This is a genomic window from Candidatus Pandoraea novymonadis (assembly GCF_003004665.1).
GTDB lineage: Bacteria > Pseudomonadota > Gammaproteobacteria > Burkholderiales > Burkholderiaceae > Pandoraea > Pandoraea novymonadis.
In genome coordinates, this window is record NZ_MUHY01000001.1 from 647,543 (window position 1) to 666,408 (window position 18,866).

Consider the following 18,866-nt stretch of genomic DNA (forward strand, 5'->3'; position numbering starts at 1 on the left):
AACGGGTGCACGAATATTTATCGATATGAGCAAATTCGATTATCCTCCGACTAAAGTAGTCCTCCACACTTTTTTCAGTCTGCTATCTCAATCGAGAGTCTATGGCAGCTAGGCGTTTTGATTTTTAAATCTTTCCATGGCTTCTGACTTATAGATATCAATCTACGTAATCGAGAAGCCCCAGGCATATCTCTCACTTGAAGTTGCAGTCATCTATTGCTATAGACAATGGAATAATAAAGGGATAGCAAGTCGAATAAAAAACCTCGCTTCCATAATGGAAAACTTTAGTTTTTATTTTTACACATTGCTTTACCACCTCATTTATCACTCAGTTATTTTTTAATCTGCTTCAACCAGTAAGAAGTCAAAAGAATTTGATTGATGAAAAATAAGGATTGAATACCCCACACAAAGGCATCTAAAAAAAGTGTTTCCTAATTAGACCGAAAATGAAGAACCGCAACCACAGGTTGTAGAAGCATTCGGATTCTTGATAATGAATTGTGCACCATTAATATCTTCCTTATAGTCAATTTCTGCTCCTACCAAATACTGGTAACTCATAGCGTCAATGACCAAGGAAACTCCATTCTTATCAACAACAGTATCATCTTCGTTGATATCTTCATCGAATGTAAAACCATACTGAAAACCCGAACATCCACCACCTTGAATAAAAACACGTAACTTAAGTTCAGGATTCCCCTCTTCTTCAATTAAATGCTTGACACTGTGAGCTGCACTGTCTGTAAACACAATCGGAATTTCACCAACAGTTGCCTCAATAGATACATCCATCATCTCTTCTCCAGTTCCATACGATATCATTCAAAAATGATAAATCATACACCTTAAAATCAAGGAGAACACGCGTATCAACACCCTTATTGAGGGCAAAATTCTAAGGCATCACTGGAATATGAGTCAATCCCATCTCCTCTGGCAAACCAAACATCAAATTCATACACTGCACACCTTGACCAGAAGCACCTTTGACAAGGTTATCTTCAACTACAAGAATTATAAGCATATCCCCATCGTTGGGGCGATGTACGGATACCCGTACGTAGTTCGAAGCACGCACCCATCGAGTTTCCGGCATACTGCCCGCTGGCAGAACATCCACAAAGGGTTCGTTGGAAAAATACTGTTCAAACAATTGTTGAAAATTAGTACCCTGTGCATCAGGTAAAATGGACGCATACAATGTCGAGTGAATGCCACGAATCGTCGGAAGCAAATGCGGAACAAAAGTCAAACCAATCTCACTGTTTGCAATCGCCTCTAGCCCCTGCTTTATTTCCGGATGATGGCGGTGACCTTTGACTCCATACGCCTTAAAATTGTCGTAATTTTCAGTCAAGATAAGCGATGTCTCCGCCTTGCGGCCAGCGCCGGAAGCTCCCGACTTCGCATCAGCAATCAAATGCCGTGGATCAACCAACTTACGTCCTCCAGCCAACAGTGGCGCAAAGCCTAACTGAATAGAGGTTGGATAACACCCAGGCAAACCAATAACACGGGCATTCCTAATCTGTTCGCGGTTAATTTCCGGCAAACCGTATACGGCTTCATCAAGAAGCTTTGGACATGAATGTGGTATTCCATACCATTGCTCAAAAACCGCCGCATCCTTAAGACGAAAGTCAGCAGCAAGATCAATGACACGAACTCCAGCAGCTAGCAAACCTGGCGTTTGTCTCATCGCTACACCATGTGGAGTGGCAAAAAAAACGACATCGCAATCAGTCAAGCTTGCGTCATCCGGCATGGCAAATATCAAATCGACATGACCACGTAAATTTGGATATAAATCTGCAACCGCCAAGCCAGCTTCTTTACGAGAGGTAATCGCGTGTAAGTGCACTTGTGGATGCTGTGCTAAAAGCCTTAGTAGCTCCACACCGGTATAACCAGTGCCTCCAACGAGGCCCACCTTAATCATATTCAAGCCCTCACACAATTTCATTGAATAGATGTCGATTCTAACAAGCTTCTGCAACGCACGTAGCCCATTTATTTAAAAAAAGAGAGACCGCTAAATGCGGCCTCTCTTTTTTTAAATAAATGATAAAACAATATCCCAAAAACTAACGCTTCGAGAATTGCTTGCGACGGCGAGCTTTGTGAAATCCAACTTTCTTGCGCTCAACCTCACGTGAATCGCGCGTAACAAAACCAGCGGTTGACAAAGCTGATTTAAGCGATGCATCGCAGTCGATCAGAGCACGAGTAATACCATGGCGAACCGCTCCTGCTTGACCAGTTTCACCACCACCCGATACATTGATCTTAATATCGAATGTACTAACATTGTTAGTACATTCCAGTGGCTGACGTACAATCATCAGTGATGTTTCACGTGCAAAGTAGTCGCTAATCATTTTACCATTAACAACAATGGCACCGTTACCAGCCTTCATGAAAACACGTGCCACTGCACTCTTGCGACGGCCGGTTCCGTAATTCCAATCATTTTTAAACATGAGATGCCCTTAGATCTCGAGCGACTTAGGTTGCTGCGCTTCATGCGGATGCCCGTTTTTGGCGTAAATTTTCAACTTCTTAATCATTGCATAGCCCAACGGACCCTTCGGCAACATACCCTTCACAGCTTTCTCGAGCACACGGCCCGGGAAACGCTCTTGCATTTTGCCAAATGTGGTTTGATAAATACCACCCGGATAACCCGAGTGACGATAGTACTTCTTATCAGTTTGCTTCGCGCCCGTCACTTTGAGCTTTTCAGCATTGATAATGATGATGTAATCACCAACATCAACGTGCGGGGTGAATTCAGGTTTATGCTTTCCGCGTAAATGGCATGCCACTTCGCTGGCGACACGGCCGAGGACTTTGTCCGTCGCGTCAATCACAAACCATTCGCGCCTCACCTCATGCGGTTTTGCGGAAAACGTCTTCATGATCGATCCAAATGAAAAACTTGCCCATATAAGCGTCGATCGACACCAACTTCCTGCTTGTCTTGCCGCCCACGTCACCACCCCACCGCACGGACACTCTATCATGTTCCTTAGGATCTTTCCGACGCGCGCACCCTTAACCGCAGAGATTTCCTGATGTTCTCCCGTGGGCAATCCCGGGAAAGTCTCTTATTGTATATGAAAATATACGAAACAACAAACACAATAAATGTGTTCTCAAACTAGGGATCAGTGTTTTTATAAAGACGATAAAAAATAATACAGAGGTTCAATCAATGGCTCTGCACTTGACTTTTGCTAATACAAAAAATCTGATCAAAATGAGAGTTAAATTTCAATGGAACAGACAGAGTGCTCAGGAGATGTAAATTTTTATGCAAAACAACATTACCTAACAAGAAATGTCTGATGCAAGCCTAACAAACTCATCATTTTTTCTAATCTTGAATTAGATTTTCAAAATTGAACTTCGAATAAACAACGGTATTATTCCTACCATACACCATCATTGATGGAGAATGTGTCGGGAAATAAAATAATACTGGTGTCAATGGAAACCAGAGAAATAGAGCGATATAACGCTCACGAACTAGTGAATCAAAAAGGCTGCTTTTACAAAAATTCACTTTGGAAGCTTACTTTCATAAATAAAAAATACAAATCCATATGAGATCCAAGATCGTCAAAGCCTGAAAGCGTTGAAGTTTTCTTTCTAAGATGACATCAGCACGCTCATGCCTCGTATTGAGGATAGATGAAAATCTGGCCGATAGGAAGCCAACTGAGGATGAGCACAAAGATCAAGATCAAAATACGCAGAGCTAGTCGATAAGCCGGATTCTGTGACGCTGATTCGAAACCAGCGTTGACAGTCATTCATCTAGGCTCCACATCTCTGTGGAGCTCAAGCTTCCTACCCGCAGGTACCCGGGGGCCCCATTGCTGGCGTACAGTAAAACATACACCAATCACCTGCCTATTTGGAATTGCTCCGGGTGGAGGTTGCCTTGCCGTGTGCGTTACCGCACGCCGCGGTGCGCTCTTACCGCACCGTTTCACCCTTACCTGATATCCAGCTTACACCAGAGATCATCGGCGGTCTATTCTCTGTGGCCCTATTCCGCGTGTTGCCACGGATGGCCGCTAGCCATCACCCTGCCCTATGGAGTCCGGACTTTCCTCTCCCTTCTTTCAAATTCAAAGGCAGCGACTGTCAGACTAACTCTGCAGATCTAGTCTAACATAAATAGCGTGTATATTTCAAAAACCAACACCATCAATTTTAAATCCTCACGCTCATCAATATACGTCGAACAATGATTCTCATTGTGAGACACACAGCAATTTTAGTTAGGTGGACTAACTTCAAAGCTAGTCCACCAATGGTCGCATACGTATTAGTGAATCATCTTTTTTAAAACTTCTCCAAACATGAAACAACACTTTCTATCTCTATAATAAAAAACCGTGGCTAATCGATCTTAAGCTGTCTCGAAAAATTCTTATCTATCCCGCAAAACAACCCGCATGCTACTGAAGCCCTTTAAATTTCGATCGTAGGAATACTAGTCCACAGCTTCCAACCCATCGTCTCACCAGCACACAAAGGCACGATGGTTGAATCTGCTATGAATAACTCAACCGGCAATTGCCAAACTTCCGGCACCAAAGTAATCGTATCGGTATTTCGAGGTAGACCATAGAAATCCGCACCAAAAAAACTGGCGAATCCTTCTAGTTTATCGAGCGCACCCACCTCATCAAAGGCCTTCGCATACAGTTCAATAGCGTGCAAAGCAGTATAGCAACCTGCACAACCACAAGCATTCTCTTTCAAGGTTCGTGGATGCGGCGCACTGTCGGTACCAAGAAAAAAACGGGGATTACCCGACGTCGCCGCTGTAAGGAGTGCCTTGCGATGCTTTTCTCCCTTAAGCACTGGCAAACAATAATAATGCGGACGAATCCCTCCAGTGAACAGTGCATTTCGATTATAAAGCAAATGATGTGCCGTGATAGTCGCACCAATCGGAACACTAGCCTGTGCTACATAGTCGACTGCTTCCTGAGTTGTGATGTGCTCGAGCACCACCTTTAGGGCAGGAAAATCATGGTTTAGCGGTACCAGAAAACGATCGATGAATACCTTTTCTCGATCAAAAATGTCGATCGACACATCGGCCATTTCACCATGCACTAACAATGGAATGCCGAAGTCTTGCATCGCATCGAGTGCCCCCTGACATTTCAGAATGTTGGTCACCCCAGCCTCTGAATTAGTCGTAGCGCCTACCGGATATAGCTTGACACCATGAATGAAACCCGATGCCTTGGCTCGTCGAATTTCAGAAGCCTCCATGTTATCTGTCAAATACAATGTCATCAATGGTTCAAATGTATTGCCTGCCGGGCGTGCAGCCAAAATGCGTGCGCGGTAGGCATCAGCCTGTTCAGTTGTGGTCACTGGTGGCTTCAAATTTGGCATAACGATCGCACGACCAAACTGGCGAGCAGTGTCAGGTAGAACACCTTGTAAAAGCGCACCATCACGTAAATGCAGGTGACAATCGTCGGGACGGGTAAGAGTCAATTTTGGAATCATGACGGGTCGCGGGAATCCTACCAACAAGTTAGCGTACTTAAAATACGGATGAAATTTCGCAGTTATCGAATCGATGGATTTGAATACAATTGTTATATCATTTTCTTTAATGGGTATTCTGGGTTACCGCAACGTACGGTAAATTGAAAATTTCAAAGGTTATCTCGTACCATCTTCAAACTGTCTTTAATAAACTGTGCCGAACCAATGCCTATATTACGTTTTCATTTACAAAATGTTGAACACCTGAAAAGTATACTGTGATACTCCGCACAATAAAGGGAAACGAAGCAAATAACTCCTACCAGTAAAAATCCAAAAATTACTAATAAGTCTGGAAAATCTCGTTTAATCTGGGGGTTTTAGTGGCCAAATATTGTTTTCACCATAAAAAAAGAAAAGCGCGAGATGAAAATAGCGTATTCTAAAATGAGAAATACAGCAAAAAAAGCTCAATAGCCTATTACTAAGCATTTCCCGTTTCTGCATCATTTTTTAGTCACAACACTGAGTTGAATTGAGAAACAGACTTTCCGTTAAAATCGACATTGGCCTATTTTCCAGACGGCTCTAGGTTAACAAAAAATAGCATCTCCTATAAAAAATCCTCTCAAATCAGGGATATCTTCAATGACGAATGTTTCGACCCCCTCCTGCTTGCCCGACGAAAAACTCTTGACCCTACGTGTCATGCCGATGCCCGCAAATGCAAATGCTCATGGAGATGTGTTCGGTGGGTGGATCATGGCCCAAGTCGATATCGCAGGCTCAATCCCTGCAGCACAACTCGCCAACGGACGTGTGGCCACGATTGCAGTCAATCAGTTTCTATTCAAACAGCCAGTCTTCGTCGGAGATTTACTAAGCTTTTATGCGACGATCGTAAAAACAGGACATACATCGATCACCGTCGAAGTAGAAACATATGCCCAACGGATGCGGCTTTCACATGAGATCGTGAAGGTCACAGAGGCAACCCTGACTTACGTAGCTACTGATGAAAGCCGTCGACCGCGCAGGCTTCCAACTTCGAAGTCATGACAAGAAAGACAAAACCAAAAAATCAGAAACACGTGGCACTCATTCTGAGAAGAATTATGAATCAGATACACTGCATCGACACCGTTACAATCTCGCTGATCATTTATTACAAATAACTTCATGAGATCACGTTTATTTCTCTACATCGCTCATTTCATTATCTGAAACGCCAATATAAAAAGCATAGTTTTTAATAATAATTAAAGAGCTCATCGCACTGCTGCCAAATGCAAAACAATACCAGCAACTATCTGGAGGCAGCATACAAGCTCTCAGAATCGCCTTTGAAGTGGATTATACGACACACAACAGCCTATCAAATCACACTGGTCACTCTAACTCTAAACGAACCAATCCGATGAGACCAAAGACTGGACACTCTCCCTCATTACCTCATATGCAGCACGTTTTTCATAACGAATAACAGTCGCAAAAAGATTATCGGACAATCATAGGAAATGAATGTCTTTATCCTCAAGAAAGTCCAGATATATTTAGCCATCGTATTTGCTACATACCGTGGCGCGATGGAAGTTGCCGAATTGCATCACCGTTAGATGGAGAGAAGCAGTTGTGCGCAGCCTCCGACCATGGCAACCAGACATACTCGACATGTTCGTGGGGCGAAAGTTTCACTCGAGTTTTTTCAGGCACGCATAAACCAAACCAGTGTTCAGTATTAAGGAAAACACCAGGTGCATAACGATGACGCCATTGCGGATAGATATGATATTGGATGAAGTGATCCCAATCCACCAGTCTATCACTTGGTATCTCAAATGAACCAACGATAATTCCAGTCTCTTCAGCAACTTCACGGGCAGCAGTTTCAGCAATGAGTTCATCGACATGATCTTTACTGCCAGTCACAGATTGCCAAAAACCAGGACAATCTGCACGTTCAATAAGGAGAACATCGAGTAGAGGCGTATAAATTACGACGAGCACAGATTCTGGAATCTTTAAAGACTTCATCGAGTAAAAAGGACGCATGGTTTCTTAAATGGAACTGTCATTGTACTAAGCATTTATAAAAATTCAGCATCTATAGCGCAGTAGGCCCAAATTGATAAAATTTGCATGACCATAATAAACCAGAAGAATGCAAAAGAATCCTAAACGTCGACATTACTTTCAAGGACCAACAGATAGCCTACTCCAAACCATCACATCCTTATGATAAGAACCTTCTTACTACAAGATATGCTTTACGAAAAAGCTTAATGCTCTCGATTTTCCAAAATCTGAGCTGCATATATACAATCATCACAACTTATCGTGGATCATCCGCTCCATCACTTGAGTCGTCATCTACCCAAAGATTAAATAGCACATGACCCCAACACCACAGCTACAATTGATGAAAGGTAATTCATCAAAGATACCAGGGAAACAAGGTTAAAACTTTGTTAATTCTTCTGTTTTACTTAAACGAATATGCAATTCACGTAGTTGACGATCATGAACCGGGGAAGGTGCCTGCGTCAGTAGATCCTGTGAACGCTGAGTCTTCGGAAAAGCAATCACATCACGAATCGAATCCGCACCAACCATCATTGTAACAATACGATCTAAGCCAAATGCAATTCCACCATGCGGTGGTGCACCATATTTTAAGGCATCTAGCAAAAAACCAAACTTTGCACGCGCTTCTTCTTCCTGAAGGTTAAGTACACGGAATACTTTACTTTGCACCTCTTCCTCGAAAATTCTGACCGAGCCACCACCAATTTCCCACCCATTGAGTACCATATCGTAGGATTTTGCCAAACATTTACCAGGAGTAGTATCCAAATAATCGATGTGTTCATCCTTCGGACATGTAAATGGATGGTGGCACGCTACCCATCTACTCTCACTATCATCGTACTCAAACATGGGGAAGTCGACAACCCATAGCGGACACCAGCCTGCTTCAAACAAACCGTGATTTTTACCAAAATCAGAGTGCCCAATCTTTAAACGCAATGCACCCAAAGCATCATTGACTATCTTAGCCTTATCAGCCAAGAAAAAAATGATGTCCCCATCTTTCGCACCGCTGCGCTGTAAGATACTAGCAATGGAGTCATCGTGTAGATTCTTCACAATTGGACTTGTCAATCCATCACGTCCCTTCATCACTTCGTGGACTTTTATCCACGCCAAACCTTTCGCTCCGTAAATCTTCACAAATTCGGAGTAAAAATCGATATCACCCCTTGATAGCTCCGCACCGCCAAGCACGCGTAGCGCTGCGACGCGACCACCCTCGGTCATCGCAGCAGTCGAAAACACCTTAAAATTTACATCACGCATAGTGTCCGTCAATTCAGTGAATTCCATCTTTACCCGAAGATCAGGCTTATCCGAACCATACAAACGCATCGCTTCTTCATACTGTATAACTGGGAATGGTTTGTCGAGAGACACATTGATCGCTTCCTTGAATACATGGCGAATCATGTTCTCGAAAAGCTCGCGAATCTCTTGCTCACCCAGGAACGACGTTTCACAGTCAATTTGCGTGAATTCAGGTTGACGATCAGCACGCAAATCTTCATCTCGGAAACACTTGGTGATCTGATAGTAACGATCAAATCCCGAAATCATTAGCAATTGTTTGAAAAGCTGCGGTGACTGCGGTAACGCAAAAAACTGACCCGTATTGATCCGTGACGGCACAAGATAATCACGGGCCCCTTCTGGTGTACTCTTAGTGAGCATCGGTGTTTCAATGTCGATGAAACCTTCCGCATCGAGATATTTACGAACTTCCATCGCCACTTTATATCTAAGACGCAAGTTATATTGCATCTGCGGACGACGGAGATCCAGCACACGATGTGTTAGACGTGTCGTTTCTGACAAATTTTCATCGTCAAGTTGGAATGGTGGCGTCAACGAAGCATTCAAAATAACTAGCTCATAGCACATCACCTCGATGTTACCACTTGTCAAGTTGGTATTTTCCGTACCAGCCGGACGTGCGTGTACAAGACCAGTGATCTGCACGCAGAACTCATTTCGAACATCTTTAGCGACTTTGAACATTTCTAAATGCTCTGGATCACACACCACCTGTACCAAACCTTTATAGTCGCGCAGATCAATAAATATCAAACCACCATGATCGCGGCGACGTTGCACCCAGCCACAAAGCTTGACCGTCTGGCCCAATTGCTGCTCGGTCACCAGACCGCAGTAGGATGTACGCATGGATATTTTCACAAAAATTATGTATTAATCGCCCTGTGTGGTCACTTCAAAGTAGTGGACCAGTATGGGAATGACGAGAGTTATTAACTGGTGCAACCACACCCATCGATACGATGTACTTCAACGCGACATCAACGCTCATATTAAGCTCAATAACATCACTAGCCTTCATCATCAAAAAAAAGCCCGATGTTGGATTCGGTGTTGTCGGGACATATACGCTGACATAGTCGTCGCCTTGCAGATGGTTCACGATGTCACCGCGAGGCGCCCCAGTCAAGAATGCAATCGTCCAAGAATCACCGTGTGGATATCGAACTAAAAGCGCCCGACGAAATGCTTCTCCACTAGAAGAAAGTAGAGTATCAGAAACTTGCTTGACACTCCCATACAAGGGGCCCACCACAGGGATTCGGATCAGGATCGCTTCCCACCAAAGCACAAGTTTCTGACCGATAAAATTATGCGACAACAATCCAACCAGGAATACAAAAGCAAGCGTAACAATAACGCCTAAACCCGGCACACGCATCCCGATTAGACGTACTGGCTGCCATTTATCTGGCAATAACAAAAGTGTCTGATCCATCAAGCCAATAATAAGCCCCAATACCCATAAAGTGATCGCAAATGGCACTAACACCAGTAACCCAGTTAGGAAAATCGTCTTTAGCGCCGGTTTTTTCACGCTCATAGGAGCACTCTCGACTCTTGGTAGAAAAGAATTAGACGTTTAGATATATCTAACATCGATCAGTCATTAGATGACAATGATACACATCCATCAGTGCAACTGCTGCTGCCGGAAATAGAACTCGACGCAGATACATCACCTGCTGAACAAGTTGATGAAACTTCTAATTCTGCGCCAGCAGCAGTTGCCCCCCCAACATTCGCCACCTCATCTGTATTCGTGGAATTGCTGGACGCGCCCCCTCGAAAATCGGTCGCATACCAACCTGACCCTTTTAGCTGAAAACCAGCTGCAGTCACTTGCTTATGAAGCACTCCTTCATCACATTCAGGACACTGAGAAAGTGGCAGATCACTAATTTTTTGCAGGAAATCTTTCGCGAAACCACAGGCTTCGCAACGGTAAGCATAGATAGGCATGATTCTTTACTTCCAATGAGGAAAAAAATACATAAAATTCCACATTATAATCACCCTAGAAAACTTTCGGAATTTCTTCCTGTTTAGCCTTAGGGTAAATTTATCAACGAACACATAAAATCAAATCAACCTCAAATTCTAAAGATAGAGGAAGATTGTGAATACCATAACATCCTATTCGAAAAATCAACGTATCAGACACCAATAACGCGACGGCAATCCTGATTGACTAGCAGTCAAAAGCAAGGATTTAGTACACTGCTAGCAATATAGCCCAGAGGATAAACATAAAGATGCAGAGCTATATAAACGCTATCAACAATAGCGTTATGAATACTCATGAATAACATTTACATTACCAATATAACAAAATAAAAATTATAGTGATCCCTATGAGAACACAGCTCATAAGACCCAATATTCCAGTCAGCAAACTATTTGTGCGTTGCTGTGCACTCAACAATTTCCAGACAGATTCATCCACCACCGACTGTGTACGGGAAACAAGCGCTTGATGTAATAGCCGCGGCAGTTGTGGCAAGGTTTGACTCCACTGTGGGGCCTCCGCTTTTAAACGCTCGAACCAGCCATTAAAACCAATCTGATTAGCCATCCAACGTTCCAAGAATGGCTTCGCTGTTTTCCATAAATCAAGTTCCGGATCGAGCTGACGTCCTAAACCTTCAATATTGAGTAAGGTCTTTTGTAATAAAACAAGTTGTGGCTGAATCTCGACGTTGAAACGACGCGATGTCTGAAACAAACGCATCAACACCAATCCCAATGATATCTCTTTGAGGGGGCGATCAAAATACGGCTCACAGCATGCGCGTATCTCCCCCTCTAATTCCTCGACACGGGTATTCCGTGGAATCCACCCAGATTCCAGATGAAGAGTTGCCACACGATGGTAATCCCGACGAAAAAATGCGAGAAAATTCTGCGAAAGATAATTTTTATCGAACTCAGACAATACACCAACGATACCGCAATCAAGCGCGATATAACGCCCAAAAGTATCTGGATCAAGACTCACGAAAATATTACCAGGATGCATGTCTGCATGAAAAAAACCATCTCGCAGAAATTGAGTAAAAAAGATCTCTATTCCATCCCGGGCGAGCTTCTGCAAATCAATTTTCGCTTCGCGCAGCAAATCGATCTGACTAATCTGCACACCAGCCATACGTTCCATCACCAATACATTACTACTGCTATATTCCCAATATATTTCCGGAACCATCAATAGCCCAGAATCCATGAAATTCCGACGCAGTTGTGTCGCGTTGGCTGCCTCATGCATTAAGTCGAGTTCATCATGCAAATACCTATCGAATTCAGCAACCACTTCACGTAGTCTGAGCCTTTTTCCATCAGACCACAAACGCTCACCGAAAGCGGCCAAATCTCGAAGCAGCGCCAAATCACTTTCAATCACATGCAACATGTTCGGCCGCAATACCTTCACAGCGACTTCTTTCCCTGCATGGATGCCTTCGCGCAAACGTGCGAAATGCACCTGAGCAATAGATGCACTGGCAATAGGTTCAGTCGCAAATTCGACGAAAACCTCATCAAGTGGACGACCCAGTGACCGCTCAATCTGTACACGTGCCACTTCGGAATCGAATGGTGATACCTGATCCTGCAGTCGTGTCAATTCGGTCACTATGTCTGCTGGCATAAGATCCCGACGAGTAGAGAGCACCTGTCCAAATTTAACAAAGATGGGACCAAGATGTTCCAAAGCCAATCGTAGACGCTCTCCGCGAGGAGCAGATATCTGACGTCCTATCGAGAGGAAGCGCTGCAGCATGCGAGTGGAAGGATGGCGAATACTAGACAATACAATGTCATCCAAACCGTATCGATAAAGGATCAGAAAAATTTTAGCCAGACGAAAAATTCGCATAGAACTCAGGTTTGAGTAAGAACAGAACCCGGAGAGGGCAAGAAAAGGCATTCGGGACATTCTAAATATTCAATACGCTTTTCAAGCCTAGCCAAATCATCACGCGTTCTAGCGACCTCGTCGCTTAGTGCCCTCAAACTCGCCTGCGTAATCAGCAACTGTTCTTCCTCAACTAGATAATCAACAAAGCTACGAATCGTAGTTTTTCCTTTCGAGGATAGATCATTCAGAATACTGCGAAATAATTTTGTAATGCGATATGCAGCAGCATCACCAACCCATTCGCTCAAGTCTTCCGCAATCTCCCAACGTAAATACTTTGTCAAATAAAATAAGGTGTTCGCAAATTTAGCATCTCCCTCAATCCGAACATGTCGCATCATGGCCGGATATCCCTCAACCGCTAAATCGACCAATCCGGAAAGTGATACGTCGATACTAACGTCGCTATTATGTTCTGGGACCGTAGCCACAAGATAACCGTCATCACGAATGCAAACATTTATATCAAACGGATAAACTGTCAACTTCGCGCTGGCACCAGCATGATGAGAAAGACAGGCCTTCGCCCACGACTCACGAGCAAGCAAGTGATTCACGACAATAGCAAAAGCTTTGGTAGTTATGGTCATTAGAAAGAAAAAGGAATGATATCCGTCAAGACAAGCTATAGCACAGCATCAAAATAAAAGCCCGCGCCTACTGCGCGGGCCGCAGGCTGTTATCAGCCTCACGTCGAATGAAAGACAAAACAGGATATACATCGTAACCAATGCCATACTTTACTGTAGTTCCTGCACGAGAGAATAGACAACAGCTTACTGTGCTTGCTCAATAGCAGCCAATAGCCAACCGCTATTACCCTGTTGCGGTTTAGTCAAACTCCAGACTTCTGCGAATGGCGCCGCACCACTATTTTCCGACTCTCGCAGCAACCCAGAGAAACGAATGCTGGCTCGATATTCGCCGTCAATTTCATCGATCCCCAACATTTCGGCATCCAATTTTACGATGTCAGTACGATTCACTTCATCACCACGTTCATCGAAATCAAGCCTAATTTCGGCAAACATTTGTGGGGTAGTAAACTCATGAATGTCAGACAACTTACCTGCATCCCAAGCAGTCTGCATACGCACAAAGTTAACCTTCGCATGACGCAAAAAGCTTTCTATATCAAAATCATTCGACACGCCTAAAGAGCAGGTCCCAACCTGACCACCTTCTACAATCGATCCGGCATAATCCGGTATCGATGACAACGCCTTATTAGAATCCAAAACTTGACGTAGTGCCGGTTGGCGGTTACCACCTTCCCGACGCAAAGTGCCCGGGTAAGAAAATTGTTGCGATGAAAACCTGCTTTTTAAGAAGCGAATTAACCAAATGGCCACAAAACCAATCAACGCAATCATAATTATATTGGCGATCACACTGGCAAACGCACCACCCAAGCCAAGGTGAGACAACAATGTTGCAATGCCAAAACCTGCTGCCAAACCAGCAATCGGAGCAATCCAACGATTACGAGTAGATTGGGCAGCGCCACTAGCACCTGAAGTTTGTCGTGGGGTAGCCTGTGTTGGTTTTCTTGGCGTTTGTTGACGTTGAGTAACGTTATTCCACTGTTTACCAATATTTCGCCCACCACCCAAGCGTTTAGCATCAGCATCAGCAATCGTCATGCCAAGTGCCATCATGCCAGCAATCGCACCCAAAAAACACTTATGTTTTAAAAACTGAAAAATCACTATAATTCTCCTAAGAATTAGGCACTGCAAATAAATATTAACAGCAAAATTTGGTTTATTGCCAACAGGCAACACTATCTATCAAAATTTATATCCAGTATGCAACGCGACCACTCCAGCCGTCATATTGTGATATTCCACACACTCCAGTCCAACCTCTTCCATCATGCTTTTCAAAATTTCTTGATCTGGATGCATGCGAATCGATTCAGCTAAATAACGATAGCTTTTTGCATCGCCCACAAAACGTGATCCCAGCCACGGGAGCACTTTGAAGGAATAGGTATCATAAGCTTTTTCGAGTACTGGACAAATCTTTGAGAATTCTAACACTAGGACCTTACCAGCCGGCTTAATAATACGGTACATTTCGGCAAGTGCGGTTTTCTTGTAAGTCATATTACGCAAACCAAAAGCCACTGTGACCAGATCGAAATAATTATCCTGGAATGGTAATTTTTCCGCGTCACACAGTAATACTGGTGTAATCTGCCCAGCATCAAGGAGGCGATCGCGCCCAATCCGAAGCATAGATTCATTAATATCAGTTAACCAAACTTCACCGTTTGGCGCCGTTTTTTTGGCAAATACTCGCGATAGGTCACCGGTACCACCAGCAATGTCAAGGACCTTATCCCCCGGACGCACAGAAGCACGCGCGATGGTAAATTTCTTCCAAATCCGGTGCAATCCGCACGACATAAGATCATTCATCAGATCGTACTTACTCGCGACAGAATCGAAAATTTCCGCAACTTTACTTGCCTTTTCTTGCTCTTGGACCATCTCGAAACCGAAGTGAGTCTTCATCATTGCTATTCAACCCCTTCATTAATAATGACATGGTCAGCACTGAAAGCATCGCTAGGATAGCTGACCACGATAATCGATGCAGGCCAACCGGAGTCAACTGCAAAGCTAATCTGATTTTTTATCAAAACACCATCAACACACGCATGTTAGAATTAGAAGATGTAGGAATAGATCCCATTGTCGCTCCAACCAAAACAAAGAAACGACACCACGTGGTTCCGAACTGATTGAAGTCTCCTCAATTCAATGTCAAATTTTCCAATGTGGAAAGCATTTTCTGCTTAGACAGATCCCTCCATTCGAAATCACAAAACCTCAAGCACCTCAACGTCGTTCGTAACTCCGAATGAAATAAGAAAAAACATGTATTTACAATTTACAGGAGCAGTCGACGATTTCTCAAAAATATACCACGTGATCGATCTAACAGAATACGTGTTAACCCCTCATAAGACTAACCCAAACAAAACCTCATTGCACATGCAAGGCCAGATTAAGTTAGCAATAACTCAGGCCATGTAGGTAATCGATGCAATTCTGCCAGTATAGTTCCACGCAACTCCTGTAACTGACCAAAACGCACCTTCATTGACGCAACATTAGACTCACGTTGTGGAACACTCCAAATTGAATAAGGAAAATGGATATCATCTATGTAACGTGGAATAACATGCCAATGCACATGAGGCACTATATTACCGAGACTAACTATATTTACCTTATGCGGCACCAACACGGCACGCTGTGCTTTTTCAACCGCAAAAACAGTGTGCATTAAATGTTCGCGCGCAATCTCTGACAAATCCGTCATCTCAGCAACATGCTCATTCCAGATAACTCGACAAAACCCCGGATAACCGGGCTCATTAGCCAAAATTACACGCAGAAGTCGTGTACGCCACAACACATCCCCTCCATCAGTCGTGCAGAATGCACATTCCATGGCTTTATTTTTCCTATTTCACATTTTTCTATCACTGGCCACCATCATATTTTTGATCAGAAATAGGAGCATTGGATCACTTTCTTCTTCACCAACTTCGATTTCACAGGCCTCATCAATACTAATTCGTTCAAATTAATCCCGGATCAAAAACAATAAACCTGACACAATCCATAGCCAATAACCACTTCATGTGCAAAACGCTAACAGAATTTTCCGCTCAGAGACCAGTTATCGAACGCAAAAAAGTAACTTCATACCAAAGCACAATGTAGCCATAGATACGTGCATCATTGTAATGCAGAATGCAGTGTCAAAAATTATCAGACATACAATCTCCATCACCACAGTACGGAAAATTCCTGAACGTCTAACGTAAAACTCGCCAGCAAACGCCCTAACAGCGCATCGTGCTAACACAATTGTTCAATGCCATCATAGCTACACTTGAAATCCTTTCATATTTAGTCACACAAGGACATGAAATTTCTCAATTAAGGATTACGCCGCAGAGCATACATGGCTTCTATACTTTTTAAAGCGTACTTCCTTATACAGGCAGCCTTACTCAAAAAGCGAGCAACGATTTCGCGATCAAAAAAAATAGTTGCAATGAAACCGATGTGAAAGTATAGGGATGCACTCAAAAAGCTTAGCGTCGTGAGGGTAGAATATAGAGGAAGATGCATTTATTTTTTCCGACTCGAGATTAGCTGGAATACACACTATCCGCTCCTTAAAATAAATAAGGATATTCCATAAAGTCCCACAAATATTCATCCCTCTACGAGCTGAAGGGCTGATCAGTTGGCACAATCGCTAGAGCAAGTGCATAATGTTCTTGTCAAGCCGCTGGCCGAAGCGGCAAGGTAACTCGAGTCTCGATGCATCCGTTCACTACCATTGAATAATGTGCCATTTTAGTCGACGATTCGAATAACCAATCATGTGAATTGGCCATTCAAGCTTTCAATCCACCATCCCAAAAAATCATCATGTCATATACTACCCAAGAGTATTTGAAAAAAATCCTTACCGCCAAAGTCTACGATGTTGCCCGAGAAACGGAACTCGCATTCGCACATACACTATCAACACGCCTAAACAACCGAATTTATCTGAAGCGTGAGGATAACCAAACGGTATTCTCCTTCAAAATTCGTGGTGCGTACAACAAGATGGCAAATCTGCATCCGGACGCACTCGCACGTGGTGTACTGACTGCCTCCGCCGGCAATCATGCGCAAGGAGTTGCCTATTCTGCAGCGAAACTTGGATGCCATGCCGTAATCGTAATGCCTATCACAACACCTCAGGTAAAGATCGACGCGGTAAAAACCCATGGCGGATGTTCAGTCGAAGTCGTGTTGGCTGGGGATTCATATAGCGACGCATACGACCACGCCATGAGACTACAAACCCAAAAAGGCTTTACCTTCATACCTCCATTTGATGATCCTGATGTCATTGCAGGACAAGGCACTGTAGGCATGGAAATTCTTCGCCAACATCCGGGTGCACTACACGCCATTTTCGTGCCAATCGGCGGTGGTGGTCTCGCTGCAGGCGTTGCTGCCTACGTAAAATCCGTACGTCCAGAAATTCGTGTCATTGGTGTGCAGTCTTTGGACTCAAACGCCATGGCCCAGTCAATTGAAAAAGGCGACCGCGTGCAACTATCTGATGTTGGTCTATTTGCCGATGGCACCGCCGTCAAATATGTAGGGGCAGAAACCTTTCAACTCTGTCGCACCTTTCTAGACGAGGTGGTTCTAGTTAATACTGATCAGCTGTGCGCTGCTATAAAAGATGTCTTCCAGGACACTCGCAGCGTGCTGGAACCATCGGGAGCTCTGTCAGTTGCTGGGGCAAAAATTTACGCTGAAAACCGAAAATTAAAAGGCAAAACACTGGTCGCCGTCACTTCAGGGGCCAATATGAACTTTGATCGTCTACGCTTTGTGGCCGAACGTGCCGAAGTTGGCGAGGCACGCGAAGGTGTATTCGCAGTGACAATTCCAGAAGCACGTGGCAGTTTCAAACGATTCTGCGAACTCCTCGGTAACCGCAACGTCACCGAGTTTAACTACCGCATCAGGGACTCGTCGAATGCCCATATTTTTGTCGGTGTGCAAATCCATAACCGAGATGAAGCCACCCTGATCGCAGAAAACTTCGAACACCACGGTTTCAGCACATTCGATTTATCGAATGATGAACTCTCAAAGCAACACATCCGCCATATGGTTGGTGGCCGATCAGCTCTCGCAAAGGACGAAGTGCTATACCGTTTCACTTTTCCTGAACGACCCTCTGCACTGATGAAGTTTCTATCTGCAATGAACCCAAACTGGAATATCAGCCTGTTTCACTATCGAAACCAAGGTGCAGACTATGGCCAGATTCTTATCGGGATACAGGTGCCAGCAGATGAAATGTCCGCCTTCCGAAATTTCCTTGCAACACTCGGTTATCATTATAAAGATGAAACCGATAATCCGGCATATCGACTCTTCCTAGCCTGAAAATTGGCCTGCACCGCACA

Annotated in this window: 16 protein-coding genes and 1 other RNA gene; 2 read left to right on the forward strand and 15 right to left on the reverse strand. The window is 43.9% G+C overall.

Translation table 11 applies throughout. The annotated features are described in order from the left end of the window. Positions 1 to 441: 441 nt before the first annotated feature. The 6 genes from erpA to pyrC all read right to left on the reverse strand — a co-directional run bounded on the left by erpA (position 442) and on the right by pyrC (position 5,550). Positions 442 to 801, reverse strand: a complete 360-nt coding sequence (gene erpA / locus BZL35_RS02715) for an iron-sulfur cluster insertion protein ErpA (RefSeq protein ID WP_420837015.1) — start codon at positions 799 to 801, stop codon at positions 442 to 444. A gap of 103 nt (positions 802 to 904) precedes the next feature. Further along, on the reverse strand, positions 905 to 1,948 hold the full coding sequence (gene argC, locus BZL35_RS02720; protein WP_106182865.1) for an N-acetyl-gamma-glutamyl-phosphate reductase: 1,044 nt from the start codon (positions 1,946 to 1,948) through the stop codon (positions 905 to 907). Positions 1,949 to 2,093: 145 nt separating this feature from the next. Further along, positions 2,094 to 2,489, reverse strand: a complete 396-nt coding sequence (gene rpsI / locus BZL35_RS02725; protein ID WP_106182655.1) for a 30S ribosomal protein S9 — start codon at positions 2,487 to 2,489, stop codon at positions 2,094 to 2,096. Positions 2,490 to 2,498: 9 nt separating this feature from the next. After that, positions 2,499 to 2,927: a 50S ribosomal protein L13 gene (gene rplM, locus BZL35_RS02730; protein ID WP_106182656.1), complete on the reverse strand. Its 429-nt coding sequence runs from the start codon at positions 2,925 to 2,927 to the stop codon at positions 2,499 to 2,501. A gap of 834 nt (positions 2,928 to 3,761) precedes the next feature. Then, positions 3,762 to 4,174: RNase P RNA component class A (gene rnpB, locus BZL35_RS02735), an RNA gene on the reverse strand. A gap of 317 nt (positions 4,175 to 4,491) precedes the next feature. Next, complete coding sequence (gene pyrC, locus BZL35_RS02740) at positions 4,492 to 5,550, reverse strand: dihydroorotase (RefSeq protein WP_106182657.1); 1,059 nt, start codon at positions 5,548 to 5,550, stop codon at positions 4,492 to 4,494. A 630-nt stretch (positions 5,551 to 6,180) separates the two neighbouring features. On the opposite strand from pyrC, the gene BZL35_RS02745 reads away from it, so the two are divergent. Further along, a complete protein-coding gene (locus BZL35_RS02745) occupies positions 6,181 to 6,591 on the forward strand; it encodes an acyl-CoA thioesterase (protein WP_106182658.1) in 411 nt (136 codons plus the stop codon). A gap of 510 nt (positions 6,592 to 7,101) precedes the next feature. Here BZL35_RS02745 and nudB read toward each other — a convergent pair. The 9 genes from nudB to BZL35_RS02790 all read right to left on the reverse strand — a co-directional run bounded on the left by nudB (position 7,102) and on the right by BZL35_RS02790 (position 16,321). Continuing rightward, positions 7,102 to 7,566 carry a dihydroneopterin triphosphate diphosphatase gene (nudB, locus tag BZL35_RS02750; RefSeq protein WP_106182866.1) on the reverse strand — a complete coding sequence of 155 codons (465 nt, stop codon included), beginning with the start codon at positions 7,564 to 7,566 and terminating at the stop codon, positions 7,102 to 7,104. 423 nt (positions 7,567 to 7,989) lie between these two features. Then, on the reverse strand, positions 7,990 to 9,789 hold the full coding sequence (aspS, locus tag BZL35_RS02755) for an aspartate--tRNA ligase (RefSeq protein ID WP_181276533.1): 1,800 nt from the start codon (positions 9,787 to 9,789) through the stop codon (positions 7,990 to 7,992). A 46-nt stretch (positions 9,790 to 9,835) separates the two neighbouring features. After that, the gene (locus BZL35_RS02760) at positions 9,836 to 10,483 is read right to left on the reverse strand and encodes a DUF502 domain-containing protein (RefSeq protein WP_106182659.1); all 648 of its coding nucleotides are present in this window, start codon (positions 10,481 to 10,483) and stop codon (positions 9,836 to 9,838) included. 59 nt (positions 10,484 to 10,542) lie between these two features. After that, on the reverse strand, positions 10,543 to 10,902 hold the full coding sequence (locus BZL35_RS02765) for an FmdB family zinc ribbon protein (protein ID WP_106182660.1): 360 nt from the start codon (positions 10,900 to 10,902) through the stop codon (positions 10,543 to 10,545). 355 nt (positions 10,903 to 11,257) lie between these two features. Then, a complete protein-coding gene (ubiB, locus tag BZL35_RS02770; RefSeq protein ID WP_106182661.1) occupies positions 11,258 to 12,814 on the reverse strand; it encodes a ubiquinone biosynthesis regulatory protein kinase UbiB in 1,557 nt (518 codons plus the stop codon). A 5-nt stretch (positions 12,815 to 12,819) separates the two neighbouring features. Further along, entirely contained in the window at positions 12,820 to 13,446 is a 627-nt protein-coding gene (locus BZL35_RS02775) for a ubiquinone biosynthesis accessory factor UbiJ (RefSeq protein ID WP_106182662.1), read from the reverse strand. A gap of 186 nt (positions 13,447 to 13,632) precedes the next feature. After that, a complete protein-coding gene (locus BZL35_RS02780) occupies positions 13,633 to 14,565 on the reverse strand; it encodes a Tim44 domain-containing protein (RefSeq protein ID WP_245916325.1) in 933 nt (310 codons plus the stop codon). Positions 14,566 to 14,646: 81 nt separating this feature from the next. Further along, complete coding sequence (gene ubiE / locus BZL35_RS02785) at positions 14,647 to 15,378, reverse strand: bifunctional demethylmenaquinone methyltransferase/2-methoxy-6-polyprenyl-1,4-benzoquinol methylase UbiE (RefSeq protein ID WP_106182663.1); 732 nt, start codon at positions 15,376 to 15,378, stop codon at positions 14,647 to 14,649. 493 nt (positions 15,379 to 15,871) lie between these two features. Next, the gene (locus BZL35_RS02790) at positions 15,872 to 16,321 is read right to left on the reverse strand and encodes an HIT family protein (protein WP_106182664.1); all 450 of its coding nucleotides are present in this window, start codon (positions 16,319 to 16,321) and stop codon (positions 15,872 to 15,874) included. A 995-nt stretch (positions 16,322 to 17,316) separates the two neighbouring features. Between BZL35_RS02790 and ilvA the strand changes: the two genes are divergently transcribed. Beyond that, the gene (gene ilvA, locus BZL35_RS02795) at positions 17,317 to 18,846 is read left to right on the forward strand and encodes a threonine ammonia-lyase, biosynthetic (protein WP_106182869.1); all 1,530 of its coding nucleotides are present in this window, start codon (positions 17,317 to 17,319) and stop codon (positions 18,844 to 18,846) included. Positions 18,847 to 18,866 lie beyond the last annotated feature (20 nt).